The organism is Janthinobacterium sp. SUN120 (assembly GCF_030397735.1).
Taxonomy (GTDB): Bacteria; Pseudomonadota; Gammaproteobacteria; order Burkholderiales; family Burkholderiaceae_D; genus Janthinobacterium; species Janthinobacterium kumbetense.
The window spans coordinates 324,472-340,044 of record NZ_JAPUBW010000004.1 but is presented as its reverse complement, the minus strand read 5'-3'; the positions used below and the strand labels follow the sequence as shown (position 1 = coordinate 340,044).

General features: G+C 63.8%; 14 protein-coding genes. 4 read left to right on the top strand and 10 right to left on the bottom strand.

Annotation, left to right across the window (positions count from 1 at the left end; all coding sequences use genetic code 11):
- Both O0879_RS22120 and O0879_RS22115 read right to left on the bottom strand, forming a co-directional pair.
- Positions 1-399, bottom strand: coding sequence for a DUF4440 domain-containing protein (locus tag O0879_RS22120; protein ID WP_289918785.1), 399 nt, complete (start codon positions 397-399; stop codon positions 1-3).
- Entirely contained in the window at positions 396-1,817 is a 1,422-nt protein-coding gene (locus O0879_RS22115) for an MFS transporter (protein WP_289918784.1), read from the bottom strand. The genes O0879_RS22120 and O0879_RS22115 overlap by 4 nt, the downstream gene beginning before the upstream one ends.
- Before the next feature lie 127 nt (positions 1,818-1,944).
- Between O0879_RS22115 and O0879_RS22110 the strand changes: the two genes are divergently transcribed.
- On the top strand, positions 1,945-2,847 hold the full coding sequence (locus O0879_RS22110; protein WP_251349621.1) for a LysR family transcriptional regulator: 903 nt from the start codon (positions 1,945-1,947) through the stop codon (positions 2,845-2,847).
- Between the two features lie 139 nt (positions 2,848-2,986).
- Positions 2,987-3,796, top strand: coding sequence for a hypothetical protein (locus O0879_RS22105; protein ID WP_289918782.1), 810 nt, complete (start codon positions 2,987-2,989; stop codon positions 3,794-3,796).
- A 23-nt stretch (positions 3,797-3,819) separates the two neighbouring features.
- Here the strand turns inward: O0879_RS22105 and O0879_RS22100 are convergent, their stop codons facing one another.
- The 4 genes from O0879_RS22100 to O0879_RS22085 form a co-directional block, all read right to left on the bottom strand.
- Positions 3,820-4,875: a bifunctional nicotinamide-nucleotide adenylyltransferase/Nudix hydroxylase gene (locus O0879_RS22100; RefSeq protein WP_289918781.1), complete on the bottom strand. Its 1,056-nt coding sequence runs from the start codon at positions 4,873-4,875 to the stop codon at positions 3,820-3,822.
- Positions 4,872-6,587 (bottom strand): NAD+ synthase, encoded by a 1,716-nt coding sequence (locus tag O0879_RS22095; RefSeq protein WP_289918780.1) that lies wholly within the window; start codon positions 6,585-6,587, stop codon positions 4,872-4,874. The genes O0879_RS22100 and O0879_RS22095 overlap by 4 nt, the downstream gene beginning before the upstream one ends.
- A gap of 95 nt (positions 6,588-6,682) precedes the next feature.
- Complete coding sequence (locus O0879_RS22090) at positions 6,683-7,195, bottom strand: ClbS/DfsB family four-helix bundle protein (RefSeq protein ID WP_289906023.1); 513 nt, start codon at positions 7,193-7,195, stop codon at positions 6,683-6,685.
- Positions 7,195-7,839, bottom strand: coding sequence for a metalloregulator ArsR/SmtB family transcription factor (locus tag O0879_RS22085; RefSeq protein WP_099665973.1), 645 nt, complete (start codon positions 7,837-7,839; stop codon positions 7,195-7,197). Before O0879_RS22085 ends, O0879_RS22090 begins: the two co-directional genes overlap by 1 nt.
- 59 nt (positions 7,840-7,898) lie before the next feature.
- On the opposite strand from O0879_RS22085, the gene O0879_RS22080 reads away from it, so the two are divergent.
- Positions 7,899-8,387, top strand: coding sequence for a DUF2938 domain-containing protein (locus O0879_RS22080; RefSeq protein ID WP_289918777.1), 489 nt, complete (start codon positions 7,899-7,901; stop codon positions 8,385-8,387).
- Here the strand turns inward: O0879_RS22080 and O0879_RS22075 are convergent.
- A complete protein-coding gene (locus O0879_RS22075; protein WP_289918776.1) occupies positions 8,384-10,813 on the bottom strand; it encodes a DUF3772 domain-containing protein in 2,430 nt (809 codons plus the stop codon). The genes O0879_RS22080 and O0879_RS22075 overlap by 4 nt on opposite strands.
- Before the next feature lie 268 nt (positions 10,814-11,081).
- On the opposite strand from O0879_RS22075, the gene O0879_RS22070 reads away from it, so the two are divergent.
- A complete protein-coding gene (locus O0879_RS22070) occupies positions 11,082-12,761 on the top strand; it encodes a methyl-accepting chemotaxis protein (RefSeq protein ID WP_289918774.1) in 1,680 nt (559 codons plus the stop codon).
- A gap of 112 nt (positions 12,762-12,873) precedes the next feature.
- Here the strand turns inward: O0879_RS22070 and O0879_RS22065 are convergent, their stop codons facing one another.
- From O0879_RS22065 to msuE, 3 genes are all read right to left on the bottom strand, one after another.
- Complete coding sequence (locus tag O0879_RS22065) at positions 12,874-13,902, bottom strand: methionine synthase (RefSeq protein WP_289918773.1); 1,029 nt, start codon at positions 13,900-13,902, stop codon at positions 12,874-12,876.
- Positions 13,903-13,929: 27 nt separating this feature from the next.
- Positions 13,930-14,907 (bottom strand): DUF1852 domain-containing protein, encoded by a 978-nt coding sequence (locus O0879_RS22060; RefSeq protein WP_289906017.1) that lies wholly within the window; start codon positions 14,905-14,907, stop codon positions 13,930-13,932.
- 70 nt (positions 14,908-14,977) lie between these two features.
- Positions 14,978-15,559: an FMN reductase gene (msuE, locus tag O0879_RS22055; protein WP_289918770.1), complete on the bottom strand. Its 582-nt coding sequence runs from the start codon at positions 15,557-15,559 to the stop codon at positions 14,978-14,980.
- Positions 15,560-15,573: the final 14 nt, after the last annotated feature.

Here is a 15,573-nt window from a genome sequence, read left to right as displayed (position 1 = left end):
TCAAGCGGTCCACGTCTCGTGCAAATGGCGCCACAGCAGCGTTCCAGCCGGTGTCTTCTCATACACGACGGTCGACAGCCGCTCCGTATTTTCTCCCCCCGGCAGCGACTGGAACTCACGGTAGGACACGGTGGCGCCGGCCGCGTTGTCCTGGATCAATGCCAGGTCGGAAATACGCATGATGAGGCCCGGACGGCTGCCGCCGGCGCCCTGGAAAAATGCCGTCAAGCCGGCATGGTCGAGCTGCTTGCCGCCGGGTGACACCATCGTGAAACCGGGCGAAAAACGCGCGAGCAAATCGGCGCAATGTTCGGGCGCCGTGGCTACGCCGGAGAGCCACTCGCGGATCAGCACATGCGTGGATAACACGTCGTCAAAACAGGGGTTCGTTGTCTTCATTTTTTTGCTGCTCCATGGTGATGTAAAAGGTCGAGAACGGCGCGGTTATCGATGCGCGCGCACAGCGCCAAAGGCAGCACGCACGCGCTGGCGGCCAGCGCAAAACACCAGTGAAAAACCTGCGCCGCGCGCAGGTGCTGGGCGGGGTCGTCCAGCGACGTAATTCCCTGCGCCGCCAGCAAGCCATTCAGCAGTACGCTGAGCAGCGCCACGCCCAGGCAAAAGCCCAGCTGGCGGTTGATATTCCACACGGCGCTGGCCTGGCTCAGCTGCCCATCCGGCGTGCGCAGGAAGGCCGTGCTTTGCGCCGTGCTGCTGCACAAGCCGCCGCCAAAGCCCATCACGGCATACGCGCCGGCCAGCCAGAACAACTGGCCCGCCGCATCCACGCGCAGCAGCATCAGCATGCCCGCCGCCTGCAGCAACGCACCAGCGATGAACAAGGGTTGCGGCCCCACGCGGCGATAGCTTTTCCCCGTGAGCGAGATGGCCGCAAACGAGGCCAGCGCCCACGGCAGCATCAGCGCGCCCGCCGTCGATGCCGACATGCCCAGCACGCCCTGCAAATACAGCATGGCCAGCAGGCTCACGCCCATGAAGACGCCCGGCACCAGCAGGTACATCAGCATGGCGATGCGCAGCAGCGGTTCGGCGGCCAGGCGCAGGTTGAGCAGCGGCGTCGATTTGCGCAGCGCGCCGCGCACGTAGATCCAGGCGCACGCGGCGCCCAGCGCCAGCACGCCGGCGCCGGCAAGCAGCTCGCCCGGCGTACCGAGCATCGTCAAGCCCAGCAACAGCAAAAGGATGGCTGTGCTGCCCGCCACAAGGCCGCCCGTGTCGAGGCGGGGCACTTGCGCGCGCGGCGGGTCGGGACGCAGCCAGCAGGCGGCCAGCAGCAGCGCCAGCGCGGCGAACGGCACGTTCAGATAAAAAATCCAGCACCACGACAGGCTGTCGACGATCACGCCGCCCAAGGCGGGCGACAGGGCGGGCGCCAGCAAGCCCACCAGCATGATGACGGACGACAGGCCGGGACGCTCGGCAGGCTGATACAGCTGGTAAGTCATGCTTTGCCCCAGCGGGATCAACAAGCCGCCGCCCAGGCCCTGCACGCAGCGCCAGGCGATCAGCGCCTCGATCGAAGGCGCCAGGCCGGCGCCGATGCTGGCGCATAAAAAAGTTAGCAACGATGCCATGAACACGGTTTTGCTGCCATAATAGGCAGCCAGCCAGGCGCTGGCGGGGATGACGATGGTCAGGCCAAGGATGTAGGCCGTGCTGATCCAGGCCAGCTGCGCCACCGAGGCGTGCAGGGCATGGCCGATGTCGGGATAGGCGACGCTGGTGATGAACATGTTGATCAGGTCGACGAAAAACCCCAGCAGATAGATGGCCGCGACCTTTTTGCGATAGTCCATGGTGCTCCGAATGGCAAACGGCCAGCTTAAGCTTTCATCGCCATTTGCGTAACGGGCCAGCCCCGATTACACTGTCAAAGAAATTTTGACAAACTCCCGCAACCCGCATGTATCCTCATATTTATTTATGATCAGTCTTGACCGTTTGGGTATTTTTATCGCCATCGTCGACGCCGGCTCGCTCACGGCTGCCGCCGCCGTGCTGGGCCAGAGCAAGGCCGTCGTCAGTTTTAACTTGAAACAGCTGGAAGCGGAGCTGGGCGTGTCGCTGCTGACGCGCAGCACGCGCAGCCTGGCGCTGACCGATGTGGGACGGCGCTTTTACGAGGATTGCCAGCGCGTGCTGAGCGAAGCCCAGGGCGCCATCGAGACGGCGCGCCAGGGGCACCAGGGCTTGCGCGGCACCCTGCGCCTGACCACCACCGTCGAATACGGCAGCCGCACGGTGATCCCCGCGCTGATCGCCTTTGCCGCCGCCCATCCGCAGCTGCAGATCCAGCATTCCTCGTCGTCCTCGCATGAAGACCTGATCTCGGGCGGCTACGACCTGGCCATCCGCATGGGTTCCCTCAACGATTCGAGCTACCGCGCCGCGCTGATCGAGCCGTATGCGATCTGGCCCGTCGCCTCGCCCGCCTACCTGGCCAGTCTGCCCGGCCGGGACATCGCCACCTTGCCCGACCTGCAGCGCGCGCGCTGGCTGGCGCACAGCCGCCTCGCTACGCCCCTGCGCTGGGACGTGCAGACGCCCGACGGTGCCGCCGTCTTCGTCGCGCAGGACGATGCCGCCATCCATTCCGACTCCGCCTCGGCCCTGCTGGGCTTTGCCCTGGGCGGCTGCGGCGTGGCCCTGCTGCCGCAATGGCAGGTGGAAGGGGACGTGCGCGCGGGACGCCTGCGCCGCCTGCTGCCCGACGTCGTCTTCCCGGAACAGGGCGTGTATGCCGTGTATCCGAACACCCAGCATATTGCGGAAAAAGTACGCGCGTTTATCGACTTCTTGCGCGCCTTCGTGGGCACGCCCGCCTGAGGTTTCACGTGGCGCCACGGCGCCCATGTCACGTCGTCAATACTTGTTGAATACAACGATTTCCAAAGGGCAAACGAGCGCCCATTTCGCTTTTCACGGCCTACACTGGAAGGACGTTGTTCACCGATTGGAGACCATCATGGCACATACATTGGCAGCAGTTTTCGCCGTGCGCGACATGGCCGAGCGCGCCCGGCACGACCTGATCACGGCGGGCTTTCCCGGCGCCAACATCCGCCTGCACGATGCGGGCAGTGACGACTTTTCCGCCACGGAAAACATCCGCCGCGACGACAGCGACAGCCTGCTCGACAGCGTCAAGCATTTCTTCACGGACCTGTTCGGCAGCCACGCCGACCGCCACATCTATGCGGAAGCCGTGCGGCGCGGGCATGTCGTGCTGACACTGGAAGGGGCGAGCGACGCCGATATCCAGCGCGCCACCGACCTCGTCGAGCGCTATGCGCCGCTCGACATCGATGCGCACGCCGAGCACTGGCGCACAGGCGGCTGGCAGGGCGCGCCGCAAGACGACGGCGCGCGGCGCCAGGGCGCCAGCATGCAGCAGGGCGCGTCCGCCGGCAACCTGAACGAGACGGCAGCATCGCAGCAATTTGCGGGCGGCATGGCGCCGCCGTCATCCGGCGCGGGCGCCAACGCGCGCCGCTACCCCAGCGCCGACAACCTGCCTGGCACCAGCTACGACGACGAACAGTACTACCGCAACCACTGGAGCGCCACCTACGTCGCCACCGGCGCGCGCTTCGAGGACTACGATCCCGCCTACCGCTATGGCCATTCGATGGCGAACAGCGACAGCTACCGGGGCCGCCCGTGGGATGAGGTGGAAGCGGAGCTGCGTTCCACGTGGGAGCACACGTATCCGCAATCGGCGTGGGACAACTTCAAGGCGGCCATCAAACATGGCTGGGAGCGCATCACGTCCTGACGCGCGGCGAGGGGATGGCTCTGTCAGCGCCCCTCGTGCGTGAGCTTGAGGAAGTGGTTCAGGATGTGGAAGTGGTCTTCGAAGAATTGCTCTTCCATGGCCGGCAGGGCACTCACCGGCACCCACTGCGCCAGCGCCGCATCGTCGGCCGCCGTCACGGCCGGCAGCTGGCGCGTCTTCAAGTCAAAATAATGCGCATGCGTGATGGTGCGCCCCCGCTGGCTGCGGTCCGGATGGTCGAACACGGCCACGCCGACCAGCGCCTCGACCAGGGTGGGCGCCAGCACGCCCAGCTGGGTTTCTTCCGCCAGTTCGCGCAGGGCACCCTGCAGCAGGCGTTCGCGCGGCTCCAGAAAGCCGCCGGGCAGCGCCCACAAGCCCTTGCCCGGATAGCCGCCGCGGCGCACCAGCAAGACGTGGCCGCCCGTCTGCACCAGCGCGTCCACGGTGGTGAAGATGGGCGGATACGGCGCCACGCGCCAGCGCGCCTTGTACGCTTCGATGGCGCGGTATTCCTGCACCAGCGGCGCGTACCACGGCAACAAGGTCCACGCCTTCAGATACTGGCCGATGGCCGCCGGCAGCAGCTGCGCCACGGCGCTCAGCGACACGTCCACGTCTTCCGCCTCGAACAGCACGTTGCGGATCGCCGTCGCGCCGATGGGCGCACCGGGATCGATCTCCAGGTTGAGCAGCTGCCAGTGCGGGAAGTGGTGCAGGTAATAACTGGTGGCATCCTTGAAACAGGCCACCAGGGTGACGCGCTGCACCGCGGGCACGGCGCCCGCCACGGCGCGCCGCACGGCATCGGCCCACAGGCCATCGTCGTAGTAATCGCGCACGGCCACGTAATGCACGCGCGCGCGCTGCGCCTCGGGCAGGGTGGCGGCGATCATGGCGGCCCGCTCCTGCCACGTAAACGGGTTCTTCGGGCTGCGCGCATGGAAGGCGGAACCAAGCACCACCACGACGCTGGCGGCGGTGGCCAGCGCCTTTTGCAGCAAGCCCGCATGGCCATTGTGAAAAGGCTGGAAGCGGCCGATCAGGATGGCCGCGTCGGCAGGATAGGATGAGCTCATGCGTCGTCTCCGGTGGGGTAGTGGGCGGCGATCGGCAATTGACGCCCGCTGCCAAAGGCGCGCGAACGCACGCGGATGATGGGCGCCGCCTGGCGCCGTTTGTATTCATTGCGGGCGACCATGCCGAGGATGCGCGTCACCAGTGCGCGCCCCTCGTCCGTCTCGCGCAGCTGGTCGACCAGGGTCAAGGCTTGCGCGCCTTCTTGCGCCGGCAGGCGGCGTCCCTCGATATGCCATTTCAAGATTTCATCGAGCACGGGATAGGGCGGCAAACTGTCGGTGTCGCGCTGGCCCGGCGCCAGTTCCGCCGACGGGGGCTTGTCGAGCACGGCGACGGGGATCAGTGCGCGCCCGGCACTGGCGTTGAGGTGGCGCGACAGGGCGAACACCTCCGTTTTATACAGGTCGCCGATCAATCCCAGTCCCCCGTTCGTGTCGCCATACAGGGTGCAGTAGCCCACCGAGATTTCGCTCTTGTTGCCGGTGGTGAGCAGCAGGGCGCCGAAGGCGTTCGAGTATTCCATCAGGATGGTGCCGCGCACCCGCGCCTGCAGGTTTTCCAGCGGCAGTCCCTGCAGCTTGCCGTCGAAGGCTTGGGCATAGCCCGCTTCGTATTGCGCCACGATGTCGCGGATGGCATGCGTGTGCAGGACGATGCCCAGGTTGGCGCACAGGGCGACGGAATCGGTGACGGAGCCGGCGCTGGAAAACACGGAAGGCATGGTGATGCCTACCACGTTGTCCGCGCCCAGGGCTTCCACGGCCAGGGCCAGGGTCAGCGCCGAATCGATGCCGCCCGAGCAGCCGACGACGACTTTCGTAAAGCGGCAGCGGCGCGCATAGTCGCGCAAACCGAGCACGATCTGGCGGCGCGCAAATTCCACGGCGGGGATGCCGTCCGGGTCGGGCACGGGAAACGCCGCGCCGTCCGTGCACGTAAAACCGCCGTCGGCAAAGCGCAGCAATGCATCATCCTCGACGAAGCGGGCCGCCTCGAATTGCACGCCGAGGGTGGGGGACATGGCGAACGAGGCGCCGTCGAACACGAGTTGATCCTGGCCACCCACCTGGTTGACGAAGAGCAAAGGCAAGTTCACGCGCGCGCAGGCGGCGCCGAACACGGCATGGCGCTGCGCGCGCTTGCCGATGTCGGACGGGCTGGCGTTGATGCTGACGACCAGGTCGGGCCGCGCCGCGTGCAGGGCGTCGAACGGGTTGACGGCGTAGGCGCGGCCATCGTCGTTCCAGCCATCCTCGCAAATCATGAAACCGACTCTACAGCCGGCGATATCGAGGGTGCAGGCGCCGGGCGGACCCGGCTCGAAATGGCGCCCCTCGTCGAAGATGCCATACGTCGGCAGCAGCTGCTTGTAGTATTCGGCCACGATGCGCCCGTCGCGCATCGCCAGCAAGGCGTTGTACAGGGGCTTGCCGACGCCGGGATTGGGCCGCGCCGTGCCGATGACGGTGACCAGCGCCGGCCAGCGCGTGGACGCTTCCAGCAGCTGATCCAGCGCCTGCTGCATGTCGCGCAGGAAGGCGGCGTCCTCGAACAGGTCGCCCGGATAGTACGCACACAGCGATAACTCGGGGCACACGAGCAGGTCGGCGCCATCGCTGCTGGCGCGGCCCATGCGCGCGATGATGGCGGCACAATTGGCGTCGAAATCGCCCACGGTGGGATTCATCTGGGCGAGGGCGATGGTCAGCATGGCGATCCTTCATTGGTTACGCTTGAAACCACTATCCTGCCTGAAAAATTTTCTGAGCGTACTGATGCAATCGTGCAAGCCTGCCGATCAGGGTACTACAAGGTCTTGAGCCAGGCCCGCAAGCGCGTGCGCGCATTCGTATAGGGCGACGCCGTATTGAACTGGATCATGCGTCCCATCGTGTAATGCGTGTACCAGGGCTGGCCATACAATTGCGCATCGTCATGGCTTTCAATCAGCGCCAGCAGCTGATCTTTCGCCTGTGCCAGGCGCTGCAGCAAGTCGTCCATATTCAAGTCAGCATAGTCGGCATAGAAGCGCTGCGCCAGTTTTCCCAGAGCGTTCCACGTGAAACCTTCGGCGGGAAAGGCGATGTCCTCGATGCGTTTGCCGTCGCGCAGCTGCGCGTGCCAGTGCAAGACCAGCTCATTCCAGCCAACCAGGTAGGCGAGCAGGTCGCACACGCTCATGCGCGTGCCCGCCACTTGCCCTTCCAGCACGGGTTCCCGCGCCAGTGTAGGCGGCACGCGCGCCAGTTCCTGCATCAACTTCGCATACGTGCTGTCGATGGCGGCTATCAGTGCCTGCTTGCTGTCCGGGATCGCCATCAGGCCGCCTTCACCACCGGCAAGCCGGCCGCCTGCCAATCGTCGTAGCCGCTGCCGAGACGGCGCGCGTGCAAGCCGTGCTGGCGCAGGGCCGCCACGGCCTGCACGGACAGCACGCAATACGGGCCGCGGCAATACGCGGCGATTTCTGCATTCTCCGGTAATTCGCCCAGGCGGCGCTGCAAGTCATCAAAGGGAATATTGACCGCACCGGGCAAGTGGCCAGCGGCGAATTCCTGCGCCGGCCGCACGTCGAGCACGGTGATGCTGGCTTCGCGCATGCGTTCCAGCAACTCGTCGCCCGTGATCGCTTCCACGTGGTCGCCCCGGCCCAGCGCCTGCAATTCGCTGCGCTGGTGCTGCGCATACACGTCCAGCGCGGCCAGCAGTTGCACGATGGGGCCGCTGCCCAGCCGGTACAGCACGCGCTTGCCGTCGCGCCGCGCCAGCACGAAACCGGCGCGCCGCAACTGCTGCAAATGCTGGGAGGTATTCGCCACGGACAGGCCCGTCAACTCCACCAATTGCTCCACCGCATACTCGCCGTGCACAATCTGCTCGAGCAGGCGCAGGCGCGGCGCGCTGCCTAAAATATGGGCAAACCCGGCGGAACCGGTGAGAAGTTCGATATCGGCATTTTTCATTGACACGATGCTAGCACCCTTATAACATTCAAGCAATCAATTGAATGTTAGGAACAGCAATGCAAATACTCTGGCTCGATGCGCTGGCGATCGGCGTGGGCGCGACGGCAGTCATGGATGTGTGGGCGGTGGCGTTAAAACGCTTCTGGTGCATTCCCTCGCTGAACTTTGCGATGGTGGGACGCTGGCTGGGCCATCTGCCGCGCGGCACCTTCACCCACGCCAACATCGCCCAGGCGGCGCCCGTACACGATGAAGCCATCCTGGGCTGGACGGCTCACTATGCGATCGGCGTGCTGTTTGCGGCCGTGCTGCTGGCGCTGGAGGGCGAGAAGTGGGTGCAAGCGCCGACCTTCGCGCCGGCCCTGCTGGCGGGCCTCGTCAGCGTGGCCGCGCCGTTTTGCATCTTGCAGCCGGGCATGGGCGCCGGCCTGGCCGCCAGCAAGACGCCGCATCCGACGGCCGCCCGCCTGCGCAGCCTGATGGCCCACACGGCGTTCGGCATCGGCCTGTACCTGGCAGCGCTGCTGTGGTCGACAGTCCGCTAGGACGTCAGCGGCGGCACGGGTGCGGGCGCCGGCGCGGCTGCCACCGCCGACATGGCCGGTGCCTCGGGCTGGGCCGGCACCGTGCTCAGCACCATCGTGCTGGGCTTGGCGATCGCGATATGCGCCGCGTCCAGGCGCTTGAGCAGTTCGAACAGCAGCGCGCTGCGGATGCCCGAGGTCAGACGCGGCGACGAGGCATAGCCGGTGGCGTTGAACAGCAACAAGCCATTGTCGATGCCGTCGAGCTGTACGCTGGGCGCCGGCGTGTCGAGCACGTCGGGATTGTCGACAAAAGTGGACAGGATCAGCGCGCGCGCCGCTTGCGCATCCGTGCCCAGCGGCAACGGCAGCTTGACTTGCACCAGGCCCAGCGGATTGGCCAGGGTGACGTTGCGCACCGTCTTGGTGATGAATTCCGAGTTCGGCACGATCACCGTCGAGCGGTCGCTCAGTTGAATTTCCGTGGCGCGCACGTTGATGCGGCGAATGTCGCCCTCCACACCGCCGAGTGACACCCAGTCGCCCACTTTCACCGGACGTTCGGCCAATAAAATCAGGCCGGAGACGAAGTTCTGCACCACCGCCTGCAAGCCAAAACCGATACCCACCGACAAGGCCGACGCCACCCACGCGATGCGTTCCAGGCCGATGCCGGCGGCCGACAGGGCCAGCGCCACGGCCAGCACGCCGCCGATGTAGCCAAACAGCGTGATGAACGACACTTGCATGCCGGAATCAAGGTTGGTGGTTGGCAAATAACTGTTTTGCAGCCAGCGCTTGAACAAGCCCAGCGCAACAAAACCGGCGAGCAGCACCAGCAGGGCCTGGATCAGCGCGGCAGGGCGGATCGCCACCTCGCCGATGGCCAGGCCATCCTGCAGCTTGCCGACCCGCTGGAACAGCTCGCCCGGCCCTTCGCCGAACGGCGCCAGCAGCAGCATCAGGGCCAGCAGCACGACGATGGCGCGGCCTATGCCCGACAGCAACACGGCCGCCTGGTCGCGCGCCTTGGGCGTGGCCAGCACGGGGTTGGCCACATCCGGCGGCGGCGGGGTGGAAGCCAGCAGCATGCAGATATCGTCGACCAGCACCGTCAGCAGATAGGTGCTGCACAGCACCACGATGACCCAGGCGATTTGCTTGGCGACAAAGCTGCCGAACGCCACATAGCCGACCAGCAAGCTGATGACGCTGGACGCCAGCGCCAGCCACAACAGCACCGTGACGCAGCGCAGCCACAGCGGCGTGACCAGGGTGGCGGGATCGGCCTCGCGCAACTGGCGCCAGCAGCGCTCGGCGCGCATCAAGCCGTAGGCGATGGTCGTGCTCATCACCAGGGCGACGATGCAGTTGACGGCCACGGCCGTCGACAGACCCGCATTGATGACGATGGTGACCCGTTCCGTCGCCCACACGAGCACGACGATGAAGGAAAACATCGACGGGAAATTGCGCATGCGGTGCGCCAGCGCGTCGGGCAGGGGCAGCAAACGCCACGACACGCGACGTGGCGACAGCAGCGCGTGGCCCAGTCCCGCCGTAAAACCGGCAAAACAGATGATGCCGATCAAGCTGCTGAGAAAAGTCGAGGTTTTGTCCGACAGGCCGCCCTCCCAGCGCAAGCCCATGGCCAGCAATTCCGCCACCAGTCCCGGCGTGGCCAGCGCCAGCACCAGCACGGCCAGCGCATGCAGCGAGCGGCGCAAGCGGCCATGCGGCACGCGCGTGGCCGTCACCACCAGCAAGTAGCGCGAAGCCCAGACGCTGGCGCCGATCACGGCCACGATGGCGGCCAGCAAGCCGCCCCAGGCCGACCATGGCGTGGCGCTGGCCGCGTTCGCCAACTCCAGCTCCAGCGCCCGCAGGCGCTGCAAGTTCTGCGGCAATTCCGCATGCAGCTGTTTCCAGAAAGAACCAGCCAAAATCGACGCCGTGCGTTCACCCAGGCGCGCCTGCAACTGCGCGCGGCGCACGGTCGACACTTGCTCCGAGGCCTGCGCCGCTTCCACGGCCAGCAAGCGCGCCAGTTTCACCTGCGCATCGAGCGCGCTGCTGGTGCGGTCCAGCTGGCTGCGCTGCGCCGCCACGTCGGGCGCATCTTTTACCCCCGCCGCCGGCTTGCCCAGCTCGGCCAGCCGCGCCTGCACGCTCGACAATGTCGGCGCAAGCGCGTCGGCCACCTTGTCCGCTTCGGTGCTGGCCGCCAGCGCATCGGCGCGCATCTGCGACAGGGTCGCGTCATCGAGTTCCGCCTCGCCATCGAGCGCCTTCTGGATGCCGGTAATCTGCTTGCGCAAGCCGTCGAGGCGCTGGTCGGCCGTGGCGGCGTCATCGACGGGCTGCGACCAGGCGGGCGGCGCGGATAGCGAGCACGCCAGCAACAATGCCAGCAGGAAAGGGAAGAAACGGAGACGGAAAGAAGTCATGCGGACCTATGCCTGAAAATGAGAAAAACTGCCGGACTGGCGGCGGCGCCGGTCATGGCGTGCCGCCCGGCGGGTGCCTGCCAATATAGCTGAAAACACCGGCAAGCCGCAGGATCAGCGGAACTGGCGTGTGCCTCCAGGCGCGACTAGGCATATTGCCCTATGGAAATGTCACTCAAAAAGGTCTAGGATCGTCGTCCGCTTGGCGGCGCGGCACCCATCTGCACGCCGCCGACCTTTTCACCATTCCCTCCGTATTGAGACAGCCATGAAGTTTTTATCCAACCTGACCATCGGCACACGCCTCGCCACAGGCTTTGGCGCCATCGGCGCCATGCTGATCATCATCTCTTGCCTGGGCATCGCCATGCTGGGCAAGATCAACCAGGGCACCGGCCATATCGTGCATGACAGCATGCCGAAGATCGAGCTCGCCAACAGCGTGTCGGCCAACATCAACGACATCGCCATCGCGCTGCGCAATATGATGCTCAGCGCCGATCCGGCCGACCAGCGCAAGCAAACGGACGCCATCCTGGCCGCGCGCCAGGCGGCGGCCAGCAATCTCGGCAAGCTCGCCCGCATGCTCGATTCCGACCGCGAACGCGCCTTGCTGGCCAAGATGAACGACGCCAACACGCGCTATGCGCAGGGGCAAGAAGCCTTGCTTGAACTGATCAGGAGCGGCACGCCGGACGACAGCAGCGCCTACCTGTACGGCCAGCTGCGCCCCGTATTGCTCGTCTATAAACAATTGATTGCTGAACAGATCAGCTTGCAAAACACCCTGGCCAACACAGCGGGCGACAACGCCAATGCCACCTATGCCAACACACGTACCTTGCTGATCGGCATGTCGCTGGCGGCGCTGGCCATCGCGGCGGCATTGGCGTATGGCATCACGCGCTCGATCACCGGCCCCGTCACCACGGCGCTGCAGGTGGCCAACACGGTGGCCGCAGGCGATTTGCGCAGCCAGATCACCGTGCAATCGCGCGATGAAATGGGGCAACTGTTGCAGGCGCTCAAGCGCATGAACGACAACCTGGCGCAAACGGTGGGCACGGTGCGCGCCGGCACGGAAACGATCGCCTCGGCCTCGTCCGAAGTGGCGGCGGGCAGCCTGGACCTGTCTGCGCGTACGGAGCAGCAAGCCAGCTCACTGGAAGAGACGGCGTCGTCGATGGAAGAGCTGACGTCGACCGTCAAGCAGAATGCCGACAATGCGCGCCAGGCGCACGTGCTGGCCGACACCGCTTCCGGCGTGGCGCAGCGCGGTGGCGCCGTCATCGCGCAAGTGGTGGCGACCATGCGGCAAATCGACGCCTCGTCGAACAAGATCGCCGACATCATCGGCGTCATCGACGGCATCGCCTTCCAGACCAACATTCTGGCCTTGAACGCGGCCGTGGAAGCGGCGCGCGCGGGCGAACAGGGCCGCGGATTTGCCGTCGTGGCGACGGAAGTACGCAGCCTGGCGCACCGCTCGGCCGCCGCGGCCAAGGAAATCAAGACCCTGATCGACGACTCGACCCAAACCGTGGCGGCCGGCAGCGAGCTCGTGCACCAAGCGGGCGACACCATGAGCGACCTGGTCGACAGCGTGCGCCGCGTCACCGACATCATGGAAGAAATCACGTCCGCCAGCGCGGAACAGACGGCCGGCATCGAGCAAATCAACCAGGCCATCAGCGAGATGGACAACGTCACCCAGCAAAACGCGGCCCTGGTAGAAGAATCGGCGGCCGCGGCGGCGGCCATGCAGGAGCAGGCGGCTACCCTGGCACAGGTGGTGAGCGCCTTTAAGCTGGAAGCCGGCGCACCGGCAAGCAAGCCGGCAATCGCCGCGACAACCGTACCGCGCCAGCAAGCCGTCGCCCGGCGCGTGCCGGCCGCCAGCAAAGCTGCACCGGCAGCAACGGCATCATCCGACTGGGAAGAGTTCTAAGACAGCAACGCCACAGGTGCCTCTCGGCGCCTGTGGCGTCATGCAGCATGGGCTGCTTCCTGTTACGTGACCTGATCCATGTCAATCAACAATCCAGTTTGACACGGTGCGGCTAGGCCGAGAGTTCTCTGCGGATGATCTCCGCGCCGGCACTGAGCGCATTGAGCTTGCCTCTGGCTACGTGACGCGACAAGGGCGCCATGCCGCAGTTGGTGCTTGGATAGAGTTTGTCGGCATCGACAAACCGCAGCGCCTTGCGCAGGGTGTCGGCCACTTCTTCCGGCGTTTCAATGGCATTGTTTGCCACGTCGATGGCGCCGACCATCACTTTTTTGCCGCGTATGAGTTCAATCAGATCGATGGGCACACGCGAGTTGTGGCATTCCAGCGAGATGATGTCGATATTCGATTGCTGCAGCTTGGGGAACGATTCCTCATATTGACGCCATTCGGAGCCCAGCGTATTTTTCCAGTCCGTATTGGCCTTGATGCCGTAACCATAGCAAATATGCACGGCCGTTTCGCATTTGAGCCCTTCGATCGCCCGCTCCAGGGTGGCAATCCCCCAATCATTCACCTCATCAAAAAAGACATTGAATGCCGGTTCGTCAAACTGGATGATGTCGACGCCGGCCGCCTCCAGTTCCCTGGCTTCCTGATTGAGGATCTTGGCGAATTCCCAGGCCAGTTTTTCGCGGCTCTTGTAGTGGCTGTCATACAGCGTATCGATCATCGTCATCGGGCCTGGCAGCGCCCATTTGATCGGCTGCGTGGTTTGCTGGCGTAAAAACCTGGCGTCGTCGACAAACACCGGTTTCGGGCGGCTCACGGCGCCAACGACGGTCGGCACGCTCGCATCGTAGCGGTCGCGGATTCTGACGGTCTCGCGTTTGTCAAAATCGACGCCGTCGAGATGCTCGATGAACGTGGTGACGAAATGCTGGCGGGTTTGCTCGCCATCACTGACGATATCGATGCCGGCCTGCTGTTGTTCCTGCAGCGACAAACGCAAGGCATCCTGTTTGCCTTCGATTAATTCCTCGTCCTGTAATTTCCAGGGCGACCACAGCTTTTCAGGCTGCGCCAGCCAGGAAGGTTTGGGCAAGCTGCCGGCAGTTGAAGTAGGCAATAATTTTTTCATGATGATTGATGTCGTGTATTTGATTAATCAGAGAGCGTAATTGGCAGCCCATTGTTCCAGAATATGCTTGTACGGCTTGATGAAATGCTCTTCCGTATATTTGCCCTGCTTGACGGCCAGCTGGCTGCGCTCTTCGCGGTCATAGACAATTTGCGTCAGCGAGTAATCCTGATTCTTCAGGCTAGGCTGATAAACTTTTCCCGCCGCTGAATTGGCATTGTAAATTTCGGGCCGATAAATCTTTTGAAACGTTTCCATCGTGCTGATGGTGCCGATCAGCTCAAGATTGCTGTAGTCACCCAGCAGGTCGCCGATAAAATAGAAAGCCAGGGGTGCAGCACTGTTTGGCGGCATGAAATAGCGAACTTGCATCCCCATTTTTTCGAAATATTCATCCGTCGACGAAAATTCATTCTGTTGATACTCGACGCCCAGGATGGGGTGCTGATTTTCAGTGCGCTGGTAGGTCTTGCTGCTCGAGGCGCTGATGCAGATAACGGGCGCCTTGTTGAAGTGTTCCTTGTAAGTATTTGACCTGACAAAGTGCTTGAACAGCTTGCCATGAAAATCGCCGAAATCCTCCGGTGCGCTGAATGCAGATTGATTGTTGTTGTGCTCTGGCAGCAACACGCTGAAGTCGTAATCGCGGACGTAAGAGGAAAAGTTATTTCCTGCAATGCCGGCGATGCGTTCGCCGGTTTTTTTGTCGATGATGGTCGGCTTTAATATCTCGATCAAGGGGATATTGCCGCCTTTGACGTCAATATTCAATTCGACGGAAATGATTTCAAGCTCGACAGAATAGCGGTCCGCCTTCGGATTATCCCAATGCGCCAGGCTGTTGAAACGGCTGTCGATCATTTTCAGGGTGTTGCGCAAGTTCTCCTGGCGGCTCGTTCCCCTGGCCAAATTGGCAAAGTTGGTCGTCAGGCGGGTATTGTCCGATGGATGATAGTTTTCATCGAAAATAATGCTTTTGATGCTGAATGCAAAATCTTTGCTCATGGTGATCTGGTGTCCTGAATTCTGCGAAAGGATGAATGGGGTAATTGCTTGGTGACCGTGGCGATGCGTTTCAGGCTGCGACCACCTCTTCAGCGGTGACCGGGCTCGCATGGCGCGTCAATGCGATCAATGGCAATGCCCGTTGCACGGCCAGCGCGGCCCGCTGGATCAGGGCCTCGTCCTGCACGCGGTAGTCGACGAAATCCTTGTCGGTGGCATACACGCCCAGCGGCAATGTGCGCGCCTGGAAAAAGCTGAACAGCGGACGCAACTGGTGGTCGATCATCAGGGCATGGCGCTCGCTGCCGCCGGTGGCCGCCAGCAGGACGGGCTTGTCGATCAGGGCATCCTGATGAATGAAGTCGAAGAAATGCTTGAACAGTCCCGTGTAGGAGCCACGGTAGACGGGCGTTGTCACCACCAGGATGTCGGCTTGCTCGACGGCAACAAGTTCCTGTTCCACCGTCTCGGGCAGGTGGGAGCGCCAGACCGCGCCGGCCAGCTGTGGTGCGAGCTGGCCCAGTTCGACCAGGCGTTGTTCGCACAGCACTTCCTCGGCGATCAGGTCCATCAGGTGCTCTGCCAGGGCGGCCGCCTTGGAAGGGCGTTGCAGCCCGCCGGAAACCGCGACTAAACGAAGTGGACGTGTCATGTTTGCTTTCATGT